Annotated in this window: 15 protein-coding genes; 9 read left to right on the forward strand and 6 right to left on the reverse strand. The window is 71.6% G+C overall.

The genetic code is table 11. From position 1 onward, the window contains the following. Positions 1–36: 36 nt before the first annotated feature. A complete protein-coding gene (locus tag ACFC0D_RS07340; RefSeq protein WP_376432015.1) occupies positions 37–1,257 on the reverse strand; it encodes an RNA-guided endonuclease InsQ/TnpB family protein in 1,221 nt (406 codons plus the stop codon). 323 nt (positions 1,258–1,580) lie between these two features. On the opposite strand from ACFC0D_RS07340, the gene ACFC0D_RS07345 reads away from it, so the two are divergent. Further along, entirely contained in the window at positions 1,581–2,087 is a 507-nt protein-coding gene (locus ACFC0D_RS07345) for a DinB family protein (RefSeq protein ID WP_376432017.1), read from the forward strand. Positions 2,088–2,220: 133 nt separating this feature from the next. Beyond that, the gene (locus ACFC0D_RS07350) at positions 2,221–4,446 is read left to right on the forward strand and encodes an FG-GAP repeat domain-containing protein (RefSeq protein ID WP_376432019.1); all 2,226 of its coding nucleotides are present in this window, start codon (positions 2,221–2,223) and stop codon (positions 4,444–4,446) included. 68 nt (positions 4,447–4,514) lie between these two features. Here ACFC0D_RS07350 and ACFC0D_RS07355 read toward each other — a convergent pair whose 3' ends face one another. Continuing rightward, complete coding sequence (locus ACFC0D_RS07355) at positions 4,515–4,895, reverse strand: VOC family protein (protein WP_376432021.1); 381 nt, start codon at positions 4,893–4,895, stop codon at positions 4,515–4,517. Positions 4,896–5,158: 263 nt separating this feature from the next. Continuing rightward, positions 5,159–5,524, reverse strand: coding sequence for an SSI family serine proteinase inhibitor (locus ACFC0D_RS07360; RefSeq protein ID WP_376432023.1), 366 nt, complete (start codon positions 5,522–5,524; stop codon positions 5,159–5,161). Positions 5,525–5,596: 72 nt separating this feature from the next. Between ACFC0D_RS07360 and ACFC0D_RS07365 the strand changes: the two genes are divergently transcribed. Further along, positions 5,597–6,229, forward strand: a complete 633-nt coding sequence (locus ACFC0D_RS07365; RefSeq protein WP_376432025.1) for an HAD family hydrolase — start codon at positions 5,597–5,599, stop codon at positions 6,227–6,229. An 89-nt stretch (positions 6,230–6,318) separates the two neighbouring features. Then, positions 6,319–8,265 (forward strand): protein kinase, encoded by a 1,947-nt coding sequence (locus ACFC0D_RS07370; protein WP_376432027.1) that lies wholly within the window; start codon positions 6,319–6,321, stop codon positions 8,263–8,265. A 181-nt stretch (positions 8,266–8,446) separates the two neighbouring features. On the opposite strand, the gene ACFC0D_RS07375 is transcribed toward ACFC0D_RS07370, so the two are convergent. Together ACFC0D_RS07375 and ACFC0D_RS07380 are read right to left on the reverse strand one after the other, a co-directional pair. Beyond that, a complete protein-coding gene (locus ACFC0D_RS07375) occupies positions 8,447–8,839 on the reverse strand; it encodes a Zn-ribbon domain-containing OB-fold protein (RefSeq protein ID WP_376432029.1) in 393 nt (130 codons plus the stop codon). After that, the gene (locus ACFC0D_RS07380) at positions 8,836–9,288 is read right to left on the reverse strand and encodes a DoxX family membrane protein (RefSeq protein ID WP_376432031.1); all 453 of its coding nucleotides are present in this window, start codon (positions 9,286–9,288) and stop codon (positions 8,836–8,838) included. The genes ACFC0D_RS07375 and ACFC0D_RS07380 overlap by 4 nt, the downstream gene beginning before the upstream one ends. A 191-nt stretch (positions 9,289–9,479) precedes the next feature. Here ACFC0D_RS07380 and ACFC0D_RS07385 point away from each other — a divergent pair, with 191 nt between their 5' ends. The 5 genes from ACFC0D_RS07385 (at position 9,480) to ACFC0D_RS07405 (ending at position 18,419) form a co-directional block, all read left to right on the forward strand. Next, entirely contained in the window at positions 9,480–10,634 is a 1,155-nt protein-coding gene (locus ACFC0D_RS07385) for a flavin-containing monooxygenase (protein ID WP_376432033.1), read from the forward strand. 162 nt (positions 10,635–10,796) lie between these two features. After that, a complete protein-coding gene (locus ACFC0D_RS07390) occupies positions 10,797–13,028 on the forward strand; it encodes an acetate--CoA ligase family protein (RefSeq protein WP_376432035.1) in 2,232 nt (743 codons plus the stop codon). Beyond that, on the forward strand, positions 13,019–13,861 hold the full coding sequence (locus tag ACFC0D_RS07395; RefSeq protein ID WP_376432220.1) for an enoyl-CoA hydratase/isomerase family protein: 843 nt from the start codon (positions 13,019–13,021) through the stop codon (positions 13,859–13,861). Before ACFC0D_RS07390 ends, ACFC0D_RS07395 begins: the two co-directional genes overlap by 10 nt. Before the next feature lie 99 nt (positions 13,862–13,960). After that, a complete protein-coding gene (locus ACFC0D_RS07400) occupies positions 13,961–17,638 on the forward strand; it encodes a hypothetical protein (protein WP_376432037.1) in 3,678 nt (1,225 codons plus the stop codon). A gap of 181 nt (positions 17,639–17,819) precedes the next feature. Then, on the forward strand, positions 17,820–18,419 hold the full coding sequence (locus ACFC0D_RS07405; RefSeq protein WP_376432039.1) for a flavin reductase family protein: 600 nt from the start codon (positions 17,820–17,822) through the stop codon (positions 18,417–18,419). A 37-nt stretch (positions 18,420–18,456) separates the two neighbouring features. Here the strand turns inward: ACFC0D_RS07405 and ACFC0D_RS07410 are convergent, their stop codons facing one another. Beyond that, positions 18,457–19,776 carry an MFS transporter gene (locus tag ACFC0D_RS07410; protein ID WP_376432041.1) on the reverse strand — a complete coding sequence of 440 codons (1,320 nt, stop codon included), beginning with the start codon at positions 19,774–19,776 and terminating at the stop codon, positions 18,457–18,459. Positions 19,777–19,835: the final 59 nt, after the last annotated feature.

The raw sequence follows: 19,835 nt of genomic DNA on the forward strand, positions 1-19,835 counted from the left end.
TGAATCCTCCCCTCCTTGAGGGAGGGGATTCCTGGCTCAGGCCGCCTCCTGGAGCAGCGCTCCAGGAGGTCTTCCGCCATCAGCACCAGCCGGGTCGAGACCAGCCCGGACAAGCATCACGCGTGCGGAGTTCTTGTCCCTGGGAGACACGGCTCCGCATACGGTGCAGGTGTAGGTGCGCTCACCCAGCGGCAGTGCATGCTTGGCTCTCGCATGGCACTGCGCGCAGTCCATCGTGGTGTACGCAGGACGGACAAGGCGGATGTCCCGCCCGTGCTTGCGGCCCATCTCGATCAGAGCGGCTTTGGTGGCGCCGATGGCGGCGTCAGCCGCCTTGCGGGCCATCGTGGTCCTGGCGAGAAACCTCGGACGGAAGTCCTCCACCGCAAGGACATCGTGGTCGCGGACGACCTTCTTGGCCCACTTACGGCTGGTGTCCTCACGCTGCCTCGCGACCTTCTTGTGCGCCTTCGCCCGCAATTTCTTCGCCCCGCGGTAGCCCTTCGATCCAGGCCGCCCCCTCTCCGGCCTGCGGCGGGCCATCATTCGGTCGTACCGGCTCAGCTTCCCTTTCGCCTTCTTGCCATGCTCGGCGTGTGGCAAGTCATGCGCGTCGGACGTGGTGGTCGCGGTCTCCTTCACACCCCAGTCGACACCGAGGACACGGCCGGTCCACGGCAGAGGCTGGACCTCGGCGGCGACGACGAACGAGGCATACCAGTGCCCAAGGCTGTCCTGGTACACGCGCACCGAGGACGGCTCCGCCGGCAGCTCGCGCGACCACACCACAGTAAGGACGATGTCGCCCGCCAGGTGCAGTCTGCCGTTCTTCAGACGGAAACCGCGCTTGGTGTAGTTGAGACTCGGCAGAGCCTCCCGCTTCTTCTTGTGCTTCGGCATCCCGGCCCGGCGCGCCATGGGCAATCGCTCCCGAATGTCCTTGTGTGCCTTGGCGCGGGAGCGGCCGAAGTCGCGAATGATCTGCTGCTGACACACCGACGAGCCCTCACGCAGCCACGGCGTACATGCACGGGCCTCGGTAAGCATCCTGTCGAGTTGGGCCGGGCCGCACGTGATCTTCTGACCGGTGGCCTTGTTGCGCAAGTGCACCGCCCTGGACTTGGCGACGCATTCGTTCCAAACCCACCGGCACCGGCCCCACTCCGCCGCCAGGGAGGTGCGGGCGATGGACGACACGCGAAGCCGGTAGGCGTACCGGGCCAGCCCGGCCTCCGCAGCAGCGTTCACCCGCGCCATCCCCCCCTCACGCTCCCAGCCAAAACGCCGCGGCATCCGAACACTCTCAGCGACCATATGCACGACTGCCGCACGCGCGTACCCGATCCCCTTACCGTCACTCCAACCGGCGACGATCGGCACACGCGTTCGCGCCATTCCCGCTCGTACCGGCAGCCGTACAGATGCTCCGCACCCTGAACCGAATACCGGAGCCTCCTCACGAGAAAGGGTGAACTCGGCCGCCTCCCGGCCCCGTCACCGGCCGCGCGGCCCCGCCGCGGCACCTCCTCGATGGCCCACTGGGTGGAGCACACCGCACCGTCGAGCGAGGAGTGAGTGACATGAAAAGCGCCGATCTGCTGCTGGACGCGTTCGGCCGCGTCCAGGAGGCCGTGCACGGAGCCGTCGAGGGCCTGTCGGAGGACGAGCTGGCGCTACGGATCGACGAGGACGCGAACTCGATCGCCTGGCTGGTCTGGCACCTCACGCGGATCCAGGACGACCATGTCGCGGGCGCGTTCGACAGCGAGCAGGTGTGGACGTCCGACGGCTGGAAGACCCGCTTCGGTCTCCCGTTCGGCGCAGGGGCCACGGGGTACGGCCACTCCAGCCCCCAGGTCGCCAAGGTCCGGGCCCCCGCGGACCTGCTGCTCGGCTACTACGACGCCGTCCACGCCCGGACCCTGGAGCACCTCGGCTCCTTGACCAACGCCGACCTCGACCGTGTCGTGGACGACGCCTGGGACCCGCCGGTCACCCTCGGCGTCCGCCTGGTGAGCGTGATCGCGGAGGACAACCAGCACGCGGGCCAGGCGGCTTACGTACGGGGCGTGGTGGAGCGGCGGTAGAGGTCGTGACGGGTGCGGCCGGGGTTGCGGCTCCGGGGGGCCGCCTGCCGCCTCCGTACAACCCTTTCTCCCGAACAGGAGTCTGACCCGCCGCAACCCATGGTGCGCCTGGTACTCCTGAGGAGAAGACACTTTGCTCCACGCACGTCCCGCCCGTCGGCGACTCGCTGTCGCCGTCGTCACGGTGCTCGCCGTCACCGTCGGCTCGACCGCACTGACCGCCCCGGCGATCGCCGCCCCGGCCGCCGAGGGCGTGACGGAAGCGGCGACCACGAACGTCGCGCCGTACCCCAAGGACAGCACCATCGTCGGCGCGGGCGCCACGGGCTACCTGACGGTCACCAGGCCCCCGGGATCCCTCGCCTCGCGGCACTGGGTCCCGGCGGACGGTTCCCCCGTGAAGCCGATGGACTGGACGGACGAGAGCACGGGCTCGGGGGACATCGTCGCCGACCACTGGGCCGCCGGCGCCAGCCTGACGGACATGGCGACCGGGAAGCGGTTGCGGTCGGTGTCTCTCGACAGTGAGACGACGTACGCGGGCGCCGCGGGCACGGCCCTGTTCACCACCGTGGTCAATGTGAACGGGGACAGGCTCCTTCACATGCACACCACGACCAGTGGCACGGGCAGGATGACGACCGGTCTGCCGGGGGACGCCACGGGCATCGTGGTGAAGCCGGGCACGGCCGATCACGCCCTGCTGACCTACTCCGTCGGCACGGATGCGGCGGCCACGAAGTACGTGGCCCTGCTCGACTTCGCCACCAACGCGGTGACCGAGACGTACGCACTTCCGGCCGCCGCCGCGAAGGGCGACCTCGCCGTCTCGGCGACGCACCTGGCCTGGGTCGAGCACGACGGCGAGGCGCAGAACGTGACCGTGGTGGCCGTCGACCGCGCGACCCGGCAGTCCCAGCGCCTGAACGTCGGCCGCACCTGGTGGCAGAAGGACGTCGAAGTCGGTCTGGTCGGCGACTGGGTCACGTACGGCACGCGCGTCGGCCTCGAGGCCTTCGAGCCGAATGCTCTGGACGCCCTGACCGCCCGCAGCCTGAAGGACGCGTCCGCCCCCGCCCGCAAGCTCCTCGATCACACCCTCTCGGCCGCCGTCGCACCCGACGGCGCCCAGATAGTCCGCGGCGGCACGATCGAGCAGGGCGAAGGGCTCTATCGGATCGCCCCGGGAGCCGACGGGGCTCCTACCGCCACGTTCGTCGCGAGCAGTGGAGAGCCCACCAAGATCGGCCTGCTGCGCTCCGAGGTCCCCGCCGTGATCGACCTCGACCGGAATCGCGGCCGGATATCGCTCGAATGGCAGGTGACCCGGTACAACGTGTACGCCAAGGTGACCCTGCGCCACGTGCGGACAGAGAAGACGAAGTCGTTCCACGACCTCCAGCTGGAGGGTGGGGTCATGCGTGTCGACTGGGTGGGCGACATCGACCCCGGCACCAGCACCCCCTACCAGAGCGCCTTCAACGGCGACTACACGTGGGAGCTCAGCGCCGAGCCCATGAGCGGCATCGGCCCGACCCTGATCTCCACCGGGACGTTCAAGGTCGTCCGCAAGCCCGCCCCGCACGACTACAACGACAACGGCTCCCCGGACGTGCTCCTGCGCGACGGGTCGGGCCGGCTGTGGCGCGCCGACTCGCACTTCGACCACTACAACCCCTGGCTGTCGTCGGGGGAGGAGAAGCTCGTCGGCAGCGGCTGGGGCGGTTACAACCAGATCGAGGCCGCCGGGAACATCGCCGGAGCCGCCCACGGGGACATCGTCGCCCGTGACACGGCCGGTGTCCTGTGGCACTTCCTCGGCAACGGCGACGGTACCTTCGCCGGCCGGTACAAGATCGGCACGGGCTGGGGCGGGTACAACAAGATCGCCGCGGGCAGCGACCTCAACGGTGACGGCAGGCCCGACCTCGTGGCCACCGACGCCGCCGGGGCCATGTGGCTCTACAAGGGAACGGGCAGCTGGCGGACGCCGTACACGACGCGCGTGAAGATCGGTACGGGCTGGCAGGGATACAACCTGATCACCGCCACCGGCAACATCGCCGGAGCGGCTGCCGGAGACCTGGTCGCCCGTGACAGCTCTGGCGTTCTCTGGCTGTACCTCGGCAAGGGTGACGGCACCTTCGCGCCGCGCATCAGGGTCGGTGCCGGGTGGGGCGGGTACGGCCACATCGTCGGCGTCGGCGACGCCGACCGTGACGGCCGACCCGACCTGTTCGCGACCAACGCCGGCGACACCAACACGTACCTGTACAAGGGCACCGGAAGCTGGAGCGCCCCCTTCGGGCAGCGCCAGGCCACCACGATGCCCAACAGCAGGCCGACCTCCGTCGTCTGATCCGAGTGCCCTCGGCCCCGGGTGTGACGTGGTCACCACGTCACGCCCGGGTGCCCGGGGCCTTCGGCCTACAGGTACGGGCGGGTGATCAGCTCGATCGCGTGGCCGGCCGGGTCCTTGAAGTACACGCCCCGGCCGCCGTGTTCGTTGTTGATCTCGCCCGAGCGCTGCATCTGCGGATCGGCCCAGTGCTCGACGCCGCGGTCGCACAGTCGCCGGTACGCCCGGTCGAACAGCTCGTCGTCGATCAGGAGGGCGTAGTGCTGCATCTGGATCTCGATGTGCGGCGGCGGCGTCGCGAACTGGAGCAGCACGCCGTCGGTGAGCTGGACGTTGGTGAACGGCCCCCAGGACGGCGCTTCGGGAAGCTCCAGCAGCTCCCTGAAGAACAGCGCCGATTCCTTGCCGTCCTTGGCGGCGATGATGGTGTGGTTGAACGTGACTGACATACGGCTGACCTCGATGGTGTTCGACACGAAAGATGGACGCGAAGTGCAGGAGCACTGGGAGGTCCGCGTGCCGAACCGCGAGGGCTGGGGTGCGTCGAGCGCACCCGCCGTGCGATCAGTCCACCACCGGGTAGCCGATCCGTGTGTGGCGTCGAAGCGCCGATCCGGTGTTCACGTCGGATGATCTTACGGATCGCCGGTCGAGGCCGCAGGTCGATATCACGTCAGCGGTACGACGACGTTTCCGGCCAGGACGTGGCGCGTCAGAACGCGAAGACCGTGCCCGTCCTGGCATTCAGCTCGCAGATGTTCCCGAACTCCTTCTTCCAGCCCACCGGGACGTTGTCGAAGGTGCCTTGCGCCTCCGCCACCACCGGTTCGTAGACCATCGGGCAGACCACGTCGGCGTCGCCCTTCAGCTTCTCGAAGTTCCCGCGCGCGTCGTTCAGGGCGCCGCACGCGACCTCTCCCTGGGGATGGTTGCCCCCGGTGGGGCCACACCCGAGATAGACCTCCTTCACGTCGCCGGTCGCACCCGACGTGATCGTCAGGAAGATCCTGGTGGGCGGGGTCGGCGCGGCATCCTCCGCGCCCGCGAGGCCGAGGCCCGCGACGGTGGCCGTGGCCACGGCGAAAGCAAAGGTGCTCTTCATGCCCCGGCAAACGAGCGCTCCGACCCGCGGTCACTAAGCTCCACTCGCATGACCGGGAAGTTCATCCTCTTCGACGTGGACGGCACTCTGATGGACGCCGTCGCCAACCAGCGCCGCGTCTGGCACGCCTGGGCGGCACGGCACGGGCTGGACGGCGAGGAGGTGTACGGGATCGCGCTCCGCACGCGGCCCGTCGAGACGTTCGCCGCCGTCGCGCCGGGTCTCGACCCGGAGGCGTGTCTGGCGCTGCTGCACTCGCTGGAGGACGAGGACGTACGGAGCGGTGAGTACGGCGCCTTCGCGGGCGCCGCGGAGCTCCTCGGCGCCCTCCCTCCCGGCTCCTGGGCGCTCGTGACCTCCAATTACGAGCACCGGGTGCGGGGCCGTTTCGCGCGCACGGGCCTCCCGCTGCCGGGGCTGGTCGTGGACGCCGCCTCCGTCACCGAGGGCAAGCCGTCCCCGGCGCCGTACCTCCTGGCGGCGGAGAAGCTGGGCGCTTCGCCCGCCGACTGTCTGGTGATCGAGGACGCGCCGTCGGGCGTTCTCTCGGGCGTGGCCGCGGGGATGACGGTGTGGACGGTCAACGCGCCGGCGACGCCTCCGGGGTCGGGTGCGCACCGTCACTTCCCGACCCTGTCAGAGGCCGCTCCGGAGATCCTGGCCTTCGCCGTCTCGGGCTGAACTCGCCCTGCGAGGCGTCGACTTCCGCTTCTGTACTGTGACTTGACGGGTCGTTCAGATCGCAGGATAGCTCCGCTATCCTGCTGACCATGCAGGGGGAGCAGGCAAACAACTCACATCTGACCGGCAGCGGAGCCACGCCACTGGAGTCGGGGGATCCCCGGCAGATCGGCGCGTTCAGGCTACTCGGCGTCCTCGGATCCGGGGGCATGGGACGGGTCTATCTCGGGGCCGTGCCCGGGAAGTTCGCGGCGGTCAAGCGGGTGCTGCCCGTGCTGGCCGAGGACTCGGACTTCCTGAACCACTTCGGGCACGAGCTCGACAATCTGGCCCGGCTGCCCGGCGGCGCCAGTGTGAAGCTGCTCGCCAGTGACCGCACGGCGAAACCGCCGTGGTTCGCGACCGAGTACATACCGGGGGTCACCCTCAACGAGGCGATCAGGCTGCACGGCGGCCCGCTTCCCCCCGACGCCCTGTGGCGGCTCCTGCATCAGGCGGCCGCCGGGCTGAAGGCCGTGCACGCCGCGGACATGGTGCACCGCGACCTCAAGCCGTCCAACGTCATGCTGACGCCCGACGGCCTGTCGCTCATCGACTTCGGCGTCGCACGCGCCGCCGACCAGAGCCGGCTGACGCGGACCGGCATGGTCATCGGGACGCCCGCCTACATGGCTCCCGAGCAGGCCGTCGCCGATCCTCAACTGACGGGTGCGGCCGATGTCTTCGGCCTCGGCAGCCTCCTGCTGTACGCCGCCATCGGCCGTCCGCCCTTCGGTGACGGCTCCGGGCCCGGCCTTCTCTACCGGGTCGTCCACGGCGAGCCCGACTTCGGACAGCTCGCGGAGACGGCGCCCGAGCTCGCGGAGGTCGTACGGTCCTGCCTCGCCAAGGACCCGGCGGACCGGCCGACGGCGGCCGAACTCGTCGGCCTCACCGACGGCCACGCGGAGGGCGTCCGGTGGCCGTCGGCCGTCGCCGAACGGGTCGAGGAGCGGGCGGCCTTCGCCGCCGGGGCGCCCACGGCCGAGCAGCTCGCGGAGTTCGGGGACGCCGGGGAGGGCGACCAGGTCGAGGACATCGGGACGGTGGCGCTCACCCCGCGGGGCCCGAGGGAGCCCGCGACCGCCGGCCCCGACGCGGCCGCCGTCACCGGCCCCACCGCGGCACGCGGGTGGCGGGAGCGGCGCAACCGGTTCGTCCTGGTCGCGGTCCCCGTCGTGGTGGCCACCGGCACCACCCTGACCGTCGCCCTCGGGCCGTACGAGATCGGCCGACAGGGCGGCGGCCCCGACGCGTCGGCGGCGCCGCCCGCCGCCACCGCCTCGCAGCCCGCACCCGGCGCGCCCGCACCGGCGACCACTCCCCCGTCCACCCCACCTTCCGCCTCCGCCTCGGGATCCCCCTCGGGTCAGGGACCAGGGCCCACCACGGGCGGCGGCGCGGCGACAGGCGGTGGGGCTGCGGCAGGCGGCGGGGGTACGGCGGCGGGCGGCGGCGCGGCCGCCGGCGGCACCTTCCCCGGGAGCGCCAGCGGAAGCGGGGGCGGGTCCTCCTCGACCGGAGGCGGTTCCGGCTCCACGACCACGCAGCCCAAGCCCCGACCGTCGTCCGGCGGCTCGGCGCCCTCGGGGACGTACTCCCTGGAGAACGCCTCCAATGGCGAGTGCATCGGCGAGTACATGCCGGGGTACGGCATCTTCGCCAACACGTACGAGTGCGGTTCCGTGCCCAACAACAGCGGCAGCATGTCGTACGCATGGACCTACTCGGCGGGCGCGAACGGCACCTTCCGGCTGGTCAACAGGACGACCGGGCGCTGCCTCCAGTCGGGCGGGAACCCCGGCGGCGTCGGCGTCGGCGCCTGCAACGGCTCCAGCAAGCAGGCGTGGAAGATCCACGCCACGACGCCCTACGGCCGGACGATCATGAACGTGAGCAACGAGGAGTGCATGATCGTCGGGCCACCGTTCCTGACCACGTACGCCTGCGACTCGGGCAACCGCGCTCAGCTCTGGCGGAACATCCCACCCGTGTGAGCAAACCGCCGGGTGACACAACCTCAGCTCCCGCTCATGTGTCTGATCATGGATCGCGCGTTCCGCGCCGCTCTTGAGCAGCGGAGGACCTCATCAAGGGCACCGGCAGCTGGAGCGCGCCCTTCGGCCCCCGCTCGGCGATCGCCAACTCCGGGCTCGGTACGGCCGCTCCGATCTCCCTCTACTGACCGAAGACCGGGACCGTCACATCCCCCTCCGGCCGGAAGGCGACCTCCAGATCCATCCCGATCCGGAGGTCCGCCTCCGCCACCCCCACGACCTCCGTCATCATCCGCGGGCCCTCCGCCAGGTCCACCACCGCCGCCACGTACGGCACCCGGTCCCCGAACGGCGGGAGGTCGTTGCGGTGGACGACCGACCATGTGTAGAGCGTGGCGCGGCCGCTCGCCTCTTCCCAGCGCACGTCCTCGCTCCAGCAGTGGGGGCAGAACTCGCGCGGGTAGTGGTGCGCCCGGCCGCAGGCCTCGCAGCGCATGAGCAGCAGACGGCCCTCGGCCGCCGCGTCCCAGTACGGGCGGGTGAAGGCGTCGATGTCCGGGTCGGCGGCCGTCATCGGAACAGTCCGATCGCGTGGTCGAGGGACCAGGTCTGCCAGGACATCGCGAAGAGGGCGACCAGCGAGATCAGCGCCATCATCGCGTTCTGCCCCTGCTCGGCCCAGTCGTGGATCATCAGGACGAGGTAGAGGAGGTTCAGGAGGAGGCCGCCGATCAGGGCCACGGGCGTGAGGAGGCCGAGGATCAGGCCGAGGCCCAGGGCCAGTTCGGCGTAGACGACGACGTACGCCATCGTCTTCGGGCGCGGCGCGACGACCGAGTCGAAGCCTTTCCGCACGAACGGCCACCGGTGCTTGCCGGCGACGTCCGCGGCCCACGCGATGCCCGTGCCGCGCTCGAACCAGCCCTTCCTGTCCTTGTGGCGCCAGCTCTCCAGCCACCAAAGGCCGAGGCCTATACGGAGGACGGCAAGCCATTCCGCGCCGGTGAGCCAGATGGTCTGCATCGGTCGATACCTGCCCCTCCCCGGTCCTGATCTGACGGTACGTCAGTTCAGCGGATGCGGTGGCGTCTGCGCAAGACCCCCGCACGCCCCCGCGTACTCCCCCCACACCCCACGCACACGTGACCGTTTCGCAACCGATTCCCCTCTTGACCGAGACCCAACAAGTGAGCATCTCGTTACGCTGAGCATTCGTGACCAACACCCCCCGTTCCAGACCCGACCACCCCGTCTACGTCATCGGCGGCGGACCCGGCGGACTCGCCGTCGCCGCCTCCCTGCGCGAGCAGGGCATACGGGCCGTCGTCCTGGAGAAGTCCGAGGCGGTCGGCGCCTCCTGGCGGGCGCACTACGACCGCCTGCGGCTGCACACCACCCGCCGTCTCTCGGCGCTTCCCGGACTGCCGATCCCCCGCTCCTTCGGCCGCTGGGTCGCGCGCGCGGACGTCGTGCGGTACCTGGAGAAGTACGCCGAGTTCCACGAGCTGGAGATCGTGACCGGCGTCGAGGTCTCCCGCGTCGAGCGCGTCGGTGAGGACTGGCTGCTGCACGCCACCGGTGGCCGGCAGCTGACCGGCCGGGCCGTCGTCGTCGCCACCGGGTACAACCACACCCCGCGGCTGCCCGAGTGGGCTGGCCTGGACACGTACGGCGGCGAGCTGATCCACGCGAACGCCTACCGGAACCCGGGGCCGTACGAGGGCAAGGACGTCCTCGTCGTCGGCGCCGGGAACACCGGGGCCGAGATCGCAGCCGACCTCGCCGCGGGCGGGGCCGCACGGGTACGGCTCGCGGTGCGCACCGTGCCGCACATCGTGCGGCGCTCCACGGCCGGGTGGCCGGCGCAGCGCACCGGCATCCTGGTGCGGCGGCTGCCCGTACGCCTGGTCGACAGGATGGGCGAGCTGATGTGCCGCATCTCGGTGCCGGACCTGTCGGAGCAGGGGCTGCCCCGGCCGGACACGGGGCTCTACTCGCGGGTGCGCGAAGGGGCCGTCCCCGTGCAGGACGTGGGCCTGATCGATGCCGTACGCAAGGGGAAGGTGGAGATCGTCGGCGCGGTCGACTCCTTCGACGGCGACAAGGTCCTCCTCGCCGACGGCTCCGCGATCACCCCGGACGCCGTGATCGCGGCGACCGGATACCGGCGGGCCCTGGAGCCGCTCGTGGGGCACCTCGGTGTCCTCGACGAGCGCGGGCGGCCGGTGACCCGGGGCGCGCGGGCTCCGCGCGAGGCGGCGGGGCTGTACTTCACGGGGTTCACGAACCCGATCAGCGGGATGTTCCGGGAGATGGCGATCGACGCGGAGAAGATCGCCCGCGCGATCCGGAAGTCGGCCGGCCGGTAGGCGGCCGGCGGCCCGGGAACGCCCGCTCGGCGACCTCCGCCCCCGTCCCTCCGTTCATTGGCTCTGTCGCAGTCATTCCTGACTGAGCGTCAGTTCTGTAATCTGACTGAGTGTCAGGTGACGCGCTGCGGCAGAACGACGAGCGGGAGAGTGGGCGGAACGATGCTTGGATCGACTCACGGCACCTTCACCACCGACCTCCGCGCCCGCGTGGTCGCCTGCGGGGAGCATTCCGGGGCGCCCGGCATCGCCGTGCACGGTGTCACCGCCGTGGACGGCGACCGGGACGTCAGCGGACGGCCGCTGCACGCCCCCGTACCCGACCTCGACCGGTTCTTCCGGCCCGGGTCCGTCGCCGTCGTCGGGGCGTCCGACGCCGAGGGGCGGCCCAACACCGGCATCACACGGCAGCTCATCGCCTGGGCCGAGCGGGTCGGCGCCCGGCTCGTGCCCGTGCACCCCACCCGTACGAGCGTCTTCGGGATCGACTGCGTGCCCTCGGTCGGCGCACTCGCCGAGCCCGTCGACCTCGCCGTCCTGCTCGTCGCCGACCCGCTGCCCGTCATCGAGGAACTGGGCGAGGCCAAGGTGAGGTTCGCCGTCGCCTTCGCCTCCGGCTTCGCCGAGACCGGCGACGAGGGCGCCGCCGCGCAGGAACGTCTCACCGACGCCGTACGACGCTCCGGGATCCGCCTGCTCGGCCCGAACACCAACCTCAACGCCTTCGAGCGCTTCCGCGACGACCTCGACGGGCCGGCGATCGCGCTCATCACGCAGTCGGGCCACCAGGGGCGGCCCGTGCACACCCTCCAGGAGCTGGGGGTACGGCTCTCCCACTGGGCGCCCACCGGCAACGAGGCCGACCTGGAGACCGCCGACTTCATCTCGTACTTCGCGACCCGGCCCGAGGTCGGGGCCATCGCCTGTTACGTCGAGGGGCTCAAGGACGGCCGCTCCTTCCTCCTCGCCGCCGACCGCGCCGCCCGCCAGGGCGTGCCCGTCGTCGCGGTGAAGGTCGGGCGGACCGAGACCGGGGCACGGATGGCCGCCTCGCACACCGGCAAGCTCACCGGCGCGGACCAGGTCGTCGACGCGGCGATGCGGCAGTTCGGGGTCATCCGGGTCGACGGGCTGGACGAACTCCAGGACACCTCCGCCCTGTTGGCGCGGGCCCGCAAGCCGGTCGCCGACGGTGTCGTCGTCTACTCGATCTCCGGCGGCACCGGCGCGCACTTCTCCGACCTCGCCACGGCCGCAGGCCTGCGCCTGCCGACGCTGCCGCAGACCAAGCAGGACGAGCTGCACCAGTGGATACCGCCGTATCTGAACGTCGCCAACCCGGTCGACAACGGCGGGCATCCGGTGGGCGACTGGCGCGGCCGGAAGATCATCGACGCGATCCTCGCCGACCCTTCCGTCGGGGTTCTGATATGCCCCATCACGGGCCCCTTCCCGCCGATGAGCGACAAGCTGGCGCAGGACCTGGTGGAGGCGGCCGAGGCCACCGACAAGCTGGTGTGCGTGGTGTGGGGTTCGCCGGTCGGTACCGAGGCCGCCTACCGCGAGACCCTGCTCGGATCGTCGCGCGTCGCCACCTTCCGTACGTTCTCCAACTGCATCGGCGCCGTGAAGGCCTACCTCGACCACCACCGCTTCACCACCGCCTACCGCTCCCCCTTCGACGAGGCCCCCCGCACCCCCTCCCCCTCCTTCCGCAAGGCGCAGGCCCTGATGCGGCCCGGCCGGCAGCTCAGCGAGCACGCGGCGAAGCAGCTGCTGCGGGCGTACGGGATCCGGGTGCCGCGCGAGCAGTTGGTGACGAGCGCCGCGGCGGCCGTCCGGGCGGCCGGACTCGTCGGCTACCCGGTGGTGATGAAGGCGTCCGGCGCGCAACTGGCGCACAAGACGGAGCTGGGTCTGGTGAAGGTCGGGCTGACCTCGGCGAGCCAGGTGCGGGACGCGTACCGCGAGCTCACCGACATCGCCCGCTACGAGGGCGTCGACCTCGACGGGATCCTCGTCTGCCAGATGGTGGGGCGCGGGGTCGAGATGGTGGTGGGCGTGACCCGCGACCCGCTCTTCGGGCCGACGGTCACGGTGGGCCTGGGGGGCGTCCTGGTCGAGGTCCTCAACGACGCGGCCGTGCGCGTGCCGCCGTTCGGCGAGGACCAGGCGCGCGAGATGCTCGGCGAACTGCGCGGGCAGGCGCTGCTGAAGGGCGTACGGGGGGCTCCGCCGGCGGACGTGGACGCGCTGGTGGAGGTCGTGCTGCGGGTGCAGCGGATGGCCCTGGAGCTCGACGGCGACCTCGCCGAACTGGACATCAACCCGCTGATGGTGCTGCCGAGGGGGCAGGGCGCGGTGGCGCTCGACGCCCTCGCGGTCTGCCGATAGGAGCCCTGGTGGAAGACGTTCTGCACTCCGTCGAGAACGGCGTCTCGTGGATCACGCTCAACCGGCCCGAGGCGATGAACGCCGTCACCTGGGACCAGCGTGAGCGGATCATCGCGCTCCTCGGGGACGCCTCGGCCGACCCGGACGTACGGGCCGTGGTACTGACGGCGACCGGGCGGGGCTTCTGCGCCGGGGCGGACCTGAGGGGCGCCCCGTCGTCGGGCGAGGGAAGCGAGATGGGGGTCCCCCCGGCCGGAGGCCGGGGGCGAGTCCCGGGGGACGTGGCGCGGACCATCAGGCTCGGGGCGCAGCGCCTCATCGGGGCCGTACTGGACTGCGAGAAGCCGGTGATCGCGGCGGTGAACGGGACGGCGGCCGGGATCGGGGCGCATCTGGCGTTCGCCTGCGACCTCGTGCTCGCGGCGGAGCCGGCGAAGTTCATCGAGGTGTTCGTACGGCGCGGGCTGGTACCGGACGGGGGCGGGGCGTATCTGCTGCCCCGGCTCATCGGCCCGCAGCGCGCGAAGGAGCTGATGTTCTTCGGCGACGCGGTGACGGCTCACGACGCCCGGGAGCTGGGTCTGGTGAACCGGGTGGTCCCGGCGGAGGAGTTGGAGAAGACCGCGCGGGAGTGGGCCGAGCGGCTGGCCCAGGGCCCGACGCGGGCGCTCGCGCTCACCAAGCAGCTGGTGAACGCGTCCCTGGACACCGACCGGGCCGGCGCGTTCGCGGCGGAGGCGGCGGCGCAGGAGATCAACATGACGACGCGGGACGCGAACGAGGGGGTGGCGAGCTTCGTGGAGCGGCGCACGCCCCGGTACGAGGGGCGCTAGAGCCGCCCTCTCGAGCCCCCGGAATATGTGGCGCCGGGCGTCGGCTGCGGACCGTATCGTGTGTCGGGCATATGACAAGACCGCTCCGGGGGGAACGGAATGCCCGACTTCGCGCGTACGCGTGAGAGATCCACGGTGCCGATGGCACCGATCCTGCTCGTCCTGACTCTGCTGACCGCCCTGCTCGCGCCCCTGCTGCCCATCGGGCTCGGCGGGGTCGCGGTCGCTGCGACACCACAGACGCTCCCGGCCACCGTCGCCGCCACCGACGCTCCGGCCACCGGCTCTCCGGCCACGGACTCTCCGGCCACCGGTGACGCCACGGACGCGCCCGCCTCGGCCGGCGCCACCGCCGACGCCGAAGCCGCAACCGGCGCCACCGCGAGCGCCGCCACCGAGAACGGCACCACCGACGAGGCCGCCTGCCCGGCGCTCGCGCTCGCCCCGCTGGGCGACCCCGGTGACGCCGTCGGCCGCGCCACGATCGCCGCCAACGAGTCGGCCTGCTTCACCTTCACCGTCGAGAAGCCCGGCACGCACCGTGTGCTCCTCGGCGGCGGCATCCACCAGCAGGCGTACGCCCAGGTCTCCCAGGGCGAGACGCAGGTCGACTGCTACGACCCGTTCTACGGCGCGGGCTGGTGCGACCTGACCGCCGGCACGTACACGCTGAGCGTCCACAACTCCGGCTGGGAGCCCGGCGAGGCGCAGGCCGCCGTCGTCCCGCTGCTGCCGTCCACGAACTGCACCGACGCCGGCAGCACCGGGTACGACACCGCACCGCTGACCGGCGAGGCCGTCAGCCGGCTCGGGATCGTCTGCCGCGGCTTCGCCGCGAACGCCGGTGACCGGATCACCAGCGACTTCCGGCTCGAGAAGTACGGCCAGGCCATCCACTGGATCACCGACGACAGCGGCCGGCGCATCTGCCCCCGCTACAACGAGGACAACAGCGACGGCTGCGTCCTGCCCGCCGGCAACGGCGGCTACCGGGTGCTCGCCGAGGTCCGCGACGTCGAGAACGGTTTCCCCGCCGCGTACAGCCTGAAGATCCGCCGGCTGTCCACTCCGGCGGGCTGCGCCTCCGTGCCCGTCAACGCCTACGGCACCGCGCCCACCCAGGTCTCCCCGCAGACCGAGTGCAAGACGTTCACGCCGGCCACGACCGGCCGGTACGACGTCCACGGCGTCTCGGAGTCCGGCGAGCACACCGCGCTCAAGGTGTACGCGGCCGACGGCACGACGGCCTGCGCGGCGGGATCGGCCTGCACGCTGACCGCGGGCACCGCCCACACCCTGCTCACGGCCGGATCCGTCCTCGTCCTGGACCGTTCCTCGTCCAGCGGCTGCACGTCGGACGTCCCGCTCGCGCAGACCTTCACCGGCTCGTTCGGCGCTGCCGGTGAGGTCGACTGCCTGAACCTGCCGGTGCCGCAGGGCGCCCACATCGGCGTACTGACCTCGCACAAGTCCGGCGCCCCGGACCCGAAGGTCACGATCGTCGATGCCACCGGCGCCGCGTTCTGCGACGACACCTCCCTCCGCGAGGGCACCTGCGCGCCGGCCGGCACCGCCCCGTACCGCGCGCTCGTCTCCAACGAGGAGACGGTGCCGGCGACCGGTGACTACCACCTCGTCGTCCACCGCACGGACGTGGCCGGCGCCTGCCGGACGTTCGTGGCCGGCGACTTCACCGCCTCCCCCGCCCGGATGAGTGTGAAGACGGGCGACGGCGTCTTCGCCGACTGCCTCACCATCCCGGCGGATAACCACTCCGCGCAGGAGAACCTCCAGATCCAGGCGGTCTCCGGCACCTCGTCCGCCGAGGTCAGCGTCCTCGATGCCACCGGCAAGCAGGTCTGCACGGTCCGGTCGTACTACGGCACGTGGACCACCTGCTCGCTCACTCCCGGGCTCGCGCACACCGTGCTCTTCCAGGGCCGGGACGTGCCCGCCGAGTACGCCCTGACCCGACGCGACGTCACCGCCGCCGCGCGCGGCTGCGTGGCGACGCCGGCCGCACCGGTCGGCGGCCCGTCGACCGGGGGCACTCCGTTCGCCCCGGGCACCTTCCTGTGCCATCAGGTGACCACGGCCGACTCCGAGGACACCCTGCACCTGAACGTCCGGGACGCGCTGGGCACGGCGCGAGCCGTCGTGTACGGCGCGGACGGCACGGCCGTCTGCGACTTCTTCGCGGCCGGTTGCGCGGCCACCGGCTCCACCCGCTACCAGGCCCTCGTGATGGTCCCGGAGGGCAAGGCCGCCGCCGACTCGTACCGTCTGGACGCCCTGCGCATCGGCACGGCCGCCGGGCCCGCGCCCGAGTGCGTCAAGGTCCCGAACGTCAGCTACGGCTTCGGGCCGCTGACGGGCGCCCTGACCGAGCAGAAGACCGCGGTGTGCGCCGTCCTTCCGACCGCCTCCGGCGACCGGTTCGACCTGAAGATCACGCCCACGACGACCTTCGAGCAGACGGTCACCCCCTGGCTGTACGACCACGCGACCCGCAGGAACGGCTGCATGGGGTTCATCTCCAGCGCGGGCCACCGCTGGGAGTGCGCGCTCGCGAACGCCTACCCCCGTGTGGCCGGCCCCGCCACGCTCGTCATCGGGCTGCCCGAGAAGGCGTCGCAGGCGGACCTCCGGGTGGACGGCGTCTGCCGGGGCATCTGCGGTCTGGAGGAGAAGTCGATCGGGACCGTGACACCCGCGACGGGTGTCTCCGGCGCCAAGGTGACGGTCACGCTGACCGGTACCGCCCTGCACGAGAAGGACCAGGTCGGGCTCTCCGGCAACGGCTTCTCCGTGCGGTCGACGACCGTGACCGTGGCGCCCGACCGCAGGAGCCTGACGGCCACCCTGGACCTGACCGGCGCGCCGGTCGGTTCCCTGTCCATGAGCGTGCACACGGTCAACGGCACGCAGTACTCCAAGGGTTCGTTCGACGTCCTCGCCCCTAACCGGTCCACCGCCGCCCCGGCCCTCGCCGGCACGGTGGCGGTCGGCGCGGCGGTGACGGCCGGCAACGGCTCCTGGTCGGTGACGCCGGACTCCTACACGTACGAGTGGAAGGCGGACGGGGTCGCGATCGCGGGCGCCACGGCGTCCTCGTACACCGCGCCGGCCTCGCTGCTCGGCAAGAGGCTGTCGGTGGCGGTGACCGCCCACAAGGCCGGGCACCCGGCCGTGACGGCTTCGAGCGCGGCCGTCGCCGTCGCCAAGGGTGTCGCGCCGAAGGCGGTGCAGGCACCGTCCATGTCCGGCGGCATCCGTGTCGGCGTGAAGACCACGGCGGTACTGGGCACCTGGTCGCCCGCGCCGACCTCGTTCACGTACCAGTGGCGGGCGAACGGCGTCGCCATCCCGGGGGCGACCGGGGCGAGTTACTTCTCCCCCGCGTCCATCGTCGGGAAGAAGCTCTCGGTGACCGTGACGGCGCACCGCACCGGGCACCTGAGCGCGTCGGCCACGACGGCGGCGTACACCGTCGCGAAGGGGTTCGCGCCCAGGACGACGACGGCGCCGTCCATCACCGGCACGGTCAAGGTCGGCCGCACCCTGACGCTGAACCGGGGTGTGTGGACGCCGGCGCCGACGTCGTACACGTATCAGTGGTACGCCAACGGGCGGCCGATCTCCGGGGCGACGCGGGCCACGCTGACGCTGACGAAGGCGCAGCGCGGGATGAAGATCGCCGTCCGGGTCGTCGCGCACCGGACCGGTCACGACTCGGGTGTCGCCTGGACCAGGTCGACGGCGGGCGTCGCCGCCTAGTCCGACGCCGCATCCTCGGGGGACCCCGGGACGGGCCTGAACGGCCGGTCCCGGGGTTCTTCCGTGTGCGGGGTCCTGGACCGGGGCCGGGTCGAGCCGAGCCGGGTCGGGCCTCGGGCAAAGTCCTGGGTGGGGCCAAGGGTTCCTATCTGACGGATCGTCAGCTTCAATGGACGGTGTGATGGGACACGCAGGGATGGCGGCCACCGCCGTCCGATACCTCAGGTCGGCCGGATCGCCCACGGCCGTCGAACCACTCCCCAGGCCCCGGCTCCGCGCGGTACGGGAGGACGAGCGGCTGCCCGTCGACCCGGCCGAGTTCCGCCGGGTGCTCGGGCACTTCGCGAGCGGCGTCACCGTGGTGACCGCCCCCGGCCCCGAAGGACCGGCCGGCTTCGCCTGCCAGTCCTTCGCCTCGCTGTCCCTGGACCCGCCACTGGTGGCCTTCATGGTCGCCCGTACGTCGACCACCTGGCCCCGTATCGCCCACGCGGGCGTCTTCTGCGTCAACATCCTGGGCGCGGACCAGGGGGAGTTGTGCCGGGGGTTCGCGAAGAGCGGGGCCGACAAGTTCGCGGGCGTGGGGTACGACGGCGCCCCGGTGACGGGCTCCCCGCGCCTCGCCGGGGCCCCTGCCTGGGTCGACTGCACGATCGCCACGGTCCACACGGGCGGGGACCATCTCATCGTGGTGGGCCGGGTCGAGGCACTGGGCACCCTGGACACGGACGACGAGCCGCTGCTCTTCCACCGGGGACGCTTCGGCCGGTTCACCGGCTAGAGCGGGAACGGCCGGAGCAGTAGGAGTAGGCGTACGGTCAGGCGGCCGCCGGCTCCTTGACGCCCGCGCCCTCCCGGCGGCGGATCACCAGGGCCATCAGCGCCGCCGCCGCGCACAGGGCGCCCGAGGCGTACCAGACCACGTTGTACGAGCCGAAGACGTCCCGCGCCGCGCCGCCCGCGAAGGCGACCACGGCCGCGCCCACCTGGTGGGAGGCGAGGACCCAGCCGAAGACGATGGCGCTGTCCTCGCCGTAGTGCTCGCGGCACAGGGCGATCGTCGGCGGGACCGTGGCCACCCAGTCCAGGCCGTAGAAGACGATGAAGAAGACCATCGGCGGGTGCACGGACGGCGCCAGGAGCATGGGCAGGAAGAGCAGTGAGATCCCGCGCAGCGCGTAGTACACGGCGAGCAGGCGCCGCGCCTCGAAGCGGTCCGTGAACCAGCCGGACGCGATCGTGCCGACGACGTCGAAGACCCCGATGACGGCGAGTAGCGAGGCCGCCGCGGTGATCGGCATCCCGTGGTCGTGGGCGGCGGGCACGAAGTGGGTCCTGACCAGTCCGTTCGTCGAGGCGCCGCAGATGGCGAAGGTGCCGGCGAGGAGCCAGAACGGGCCGGTCCGGGCCGCCTCGAGGAGGACGGTCACGGCCCGGCGGGCCGCGCCGGTGACGGGGGCGGGCTTCGGCGCGAACGTACCGCCGTACGGTGCGAGGCCCACGTCGGCGGGGTGGTCGCGCAACAGCAGCCAGACGAAGGGGACGATCACGAGCGCGGAGAGGGCGACGGTCACCGAACCCGGGCGCCAGCCGTGGTTCTCGACCAGCCAGGACAGCAGGGGCAGGAAGACCAGCTGGCCCGAGGCGCCGGCCGCCGTGAGGATTCCGGTCACAAGACCGCGGCGGGCGACGAACCACCGGTTCGTCACCGTCGCCGCGAATGCCAGCGCCATCGTGCCGCTGCCGAGGCCGACGAGAATCCCCCAGTAGAGGACGAGCTGCCAGGACGCCGTCATCCACACGGTCAGCAGGGACCCGAGCGCGATCACGGTGAGGGCGACCGCGACGACCCTGCGGATGCCGAAACGGTCCATCAGGGCCGCGGCGAACGGCGCCGTCAGGCCGTACAGCGCGAGGTTCACCGACACCGCGAAGCCGATCGTGCCGCGCGACCAGTCGAACTCGCCGTGCAGCGGCTCGATCAACAGGCCGGGCAGCGAGGCGAAGCCCGCGGCGCCGATGATCGTGACGAAGGTGACCGCCGCGACGAACCAGGCGCGGTGGACACGGGGAGTACGAGTGGAGCGCCTGCCGACGGGTGCGGGGGTCTCGGTTGTCTGGGTCACGTCAGACAGCATCGTGATCGGGGACCACGCCCACCACTGGCCCGGATGACAGCTTTCACAAGGATCGGGCC

The sequence above is a fragment of the Streptomyces sp. NPDC056222 genome, from assembly GCF_042264065.1.
Lineage (GTDB): Bacteria > Actinomycetota > Actinomycetes > Streptomycetales > Streptomycetaceae > Streptomyces.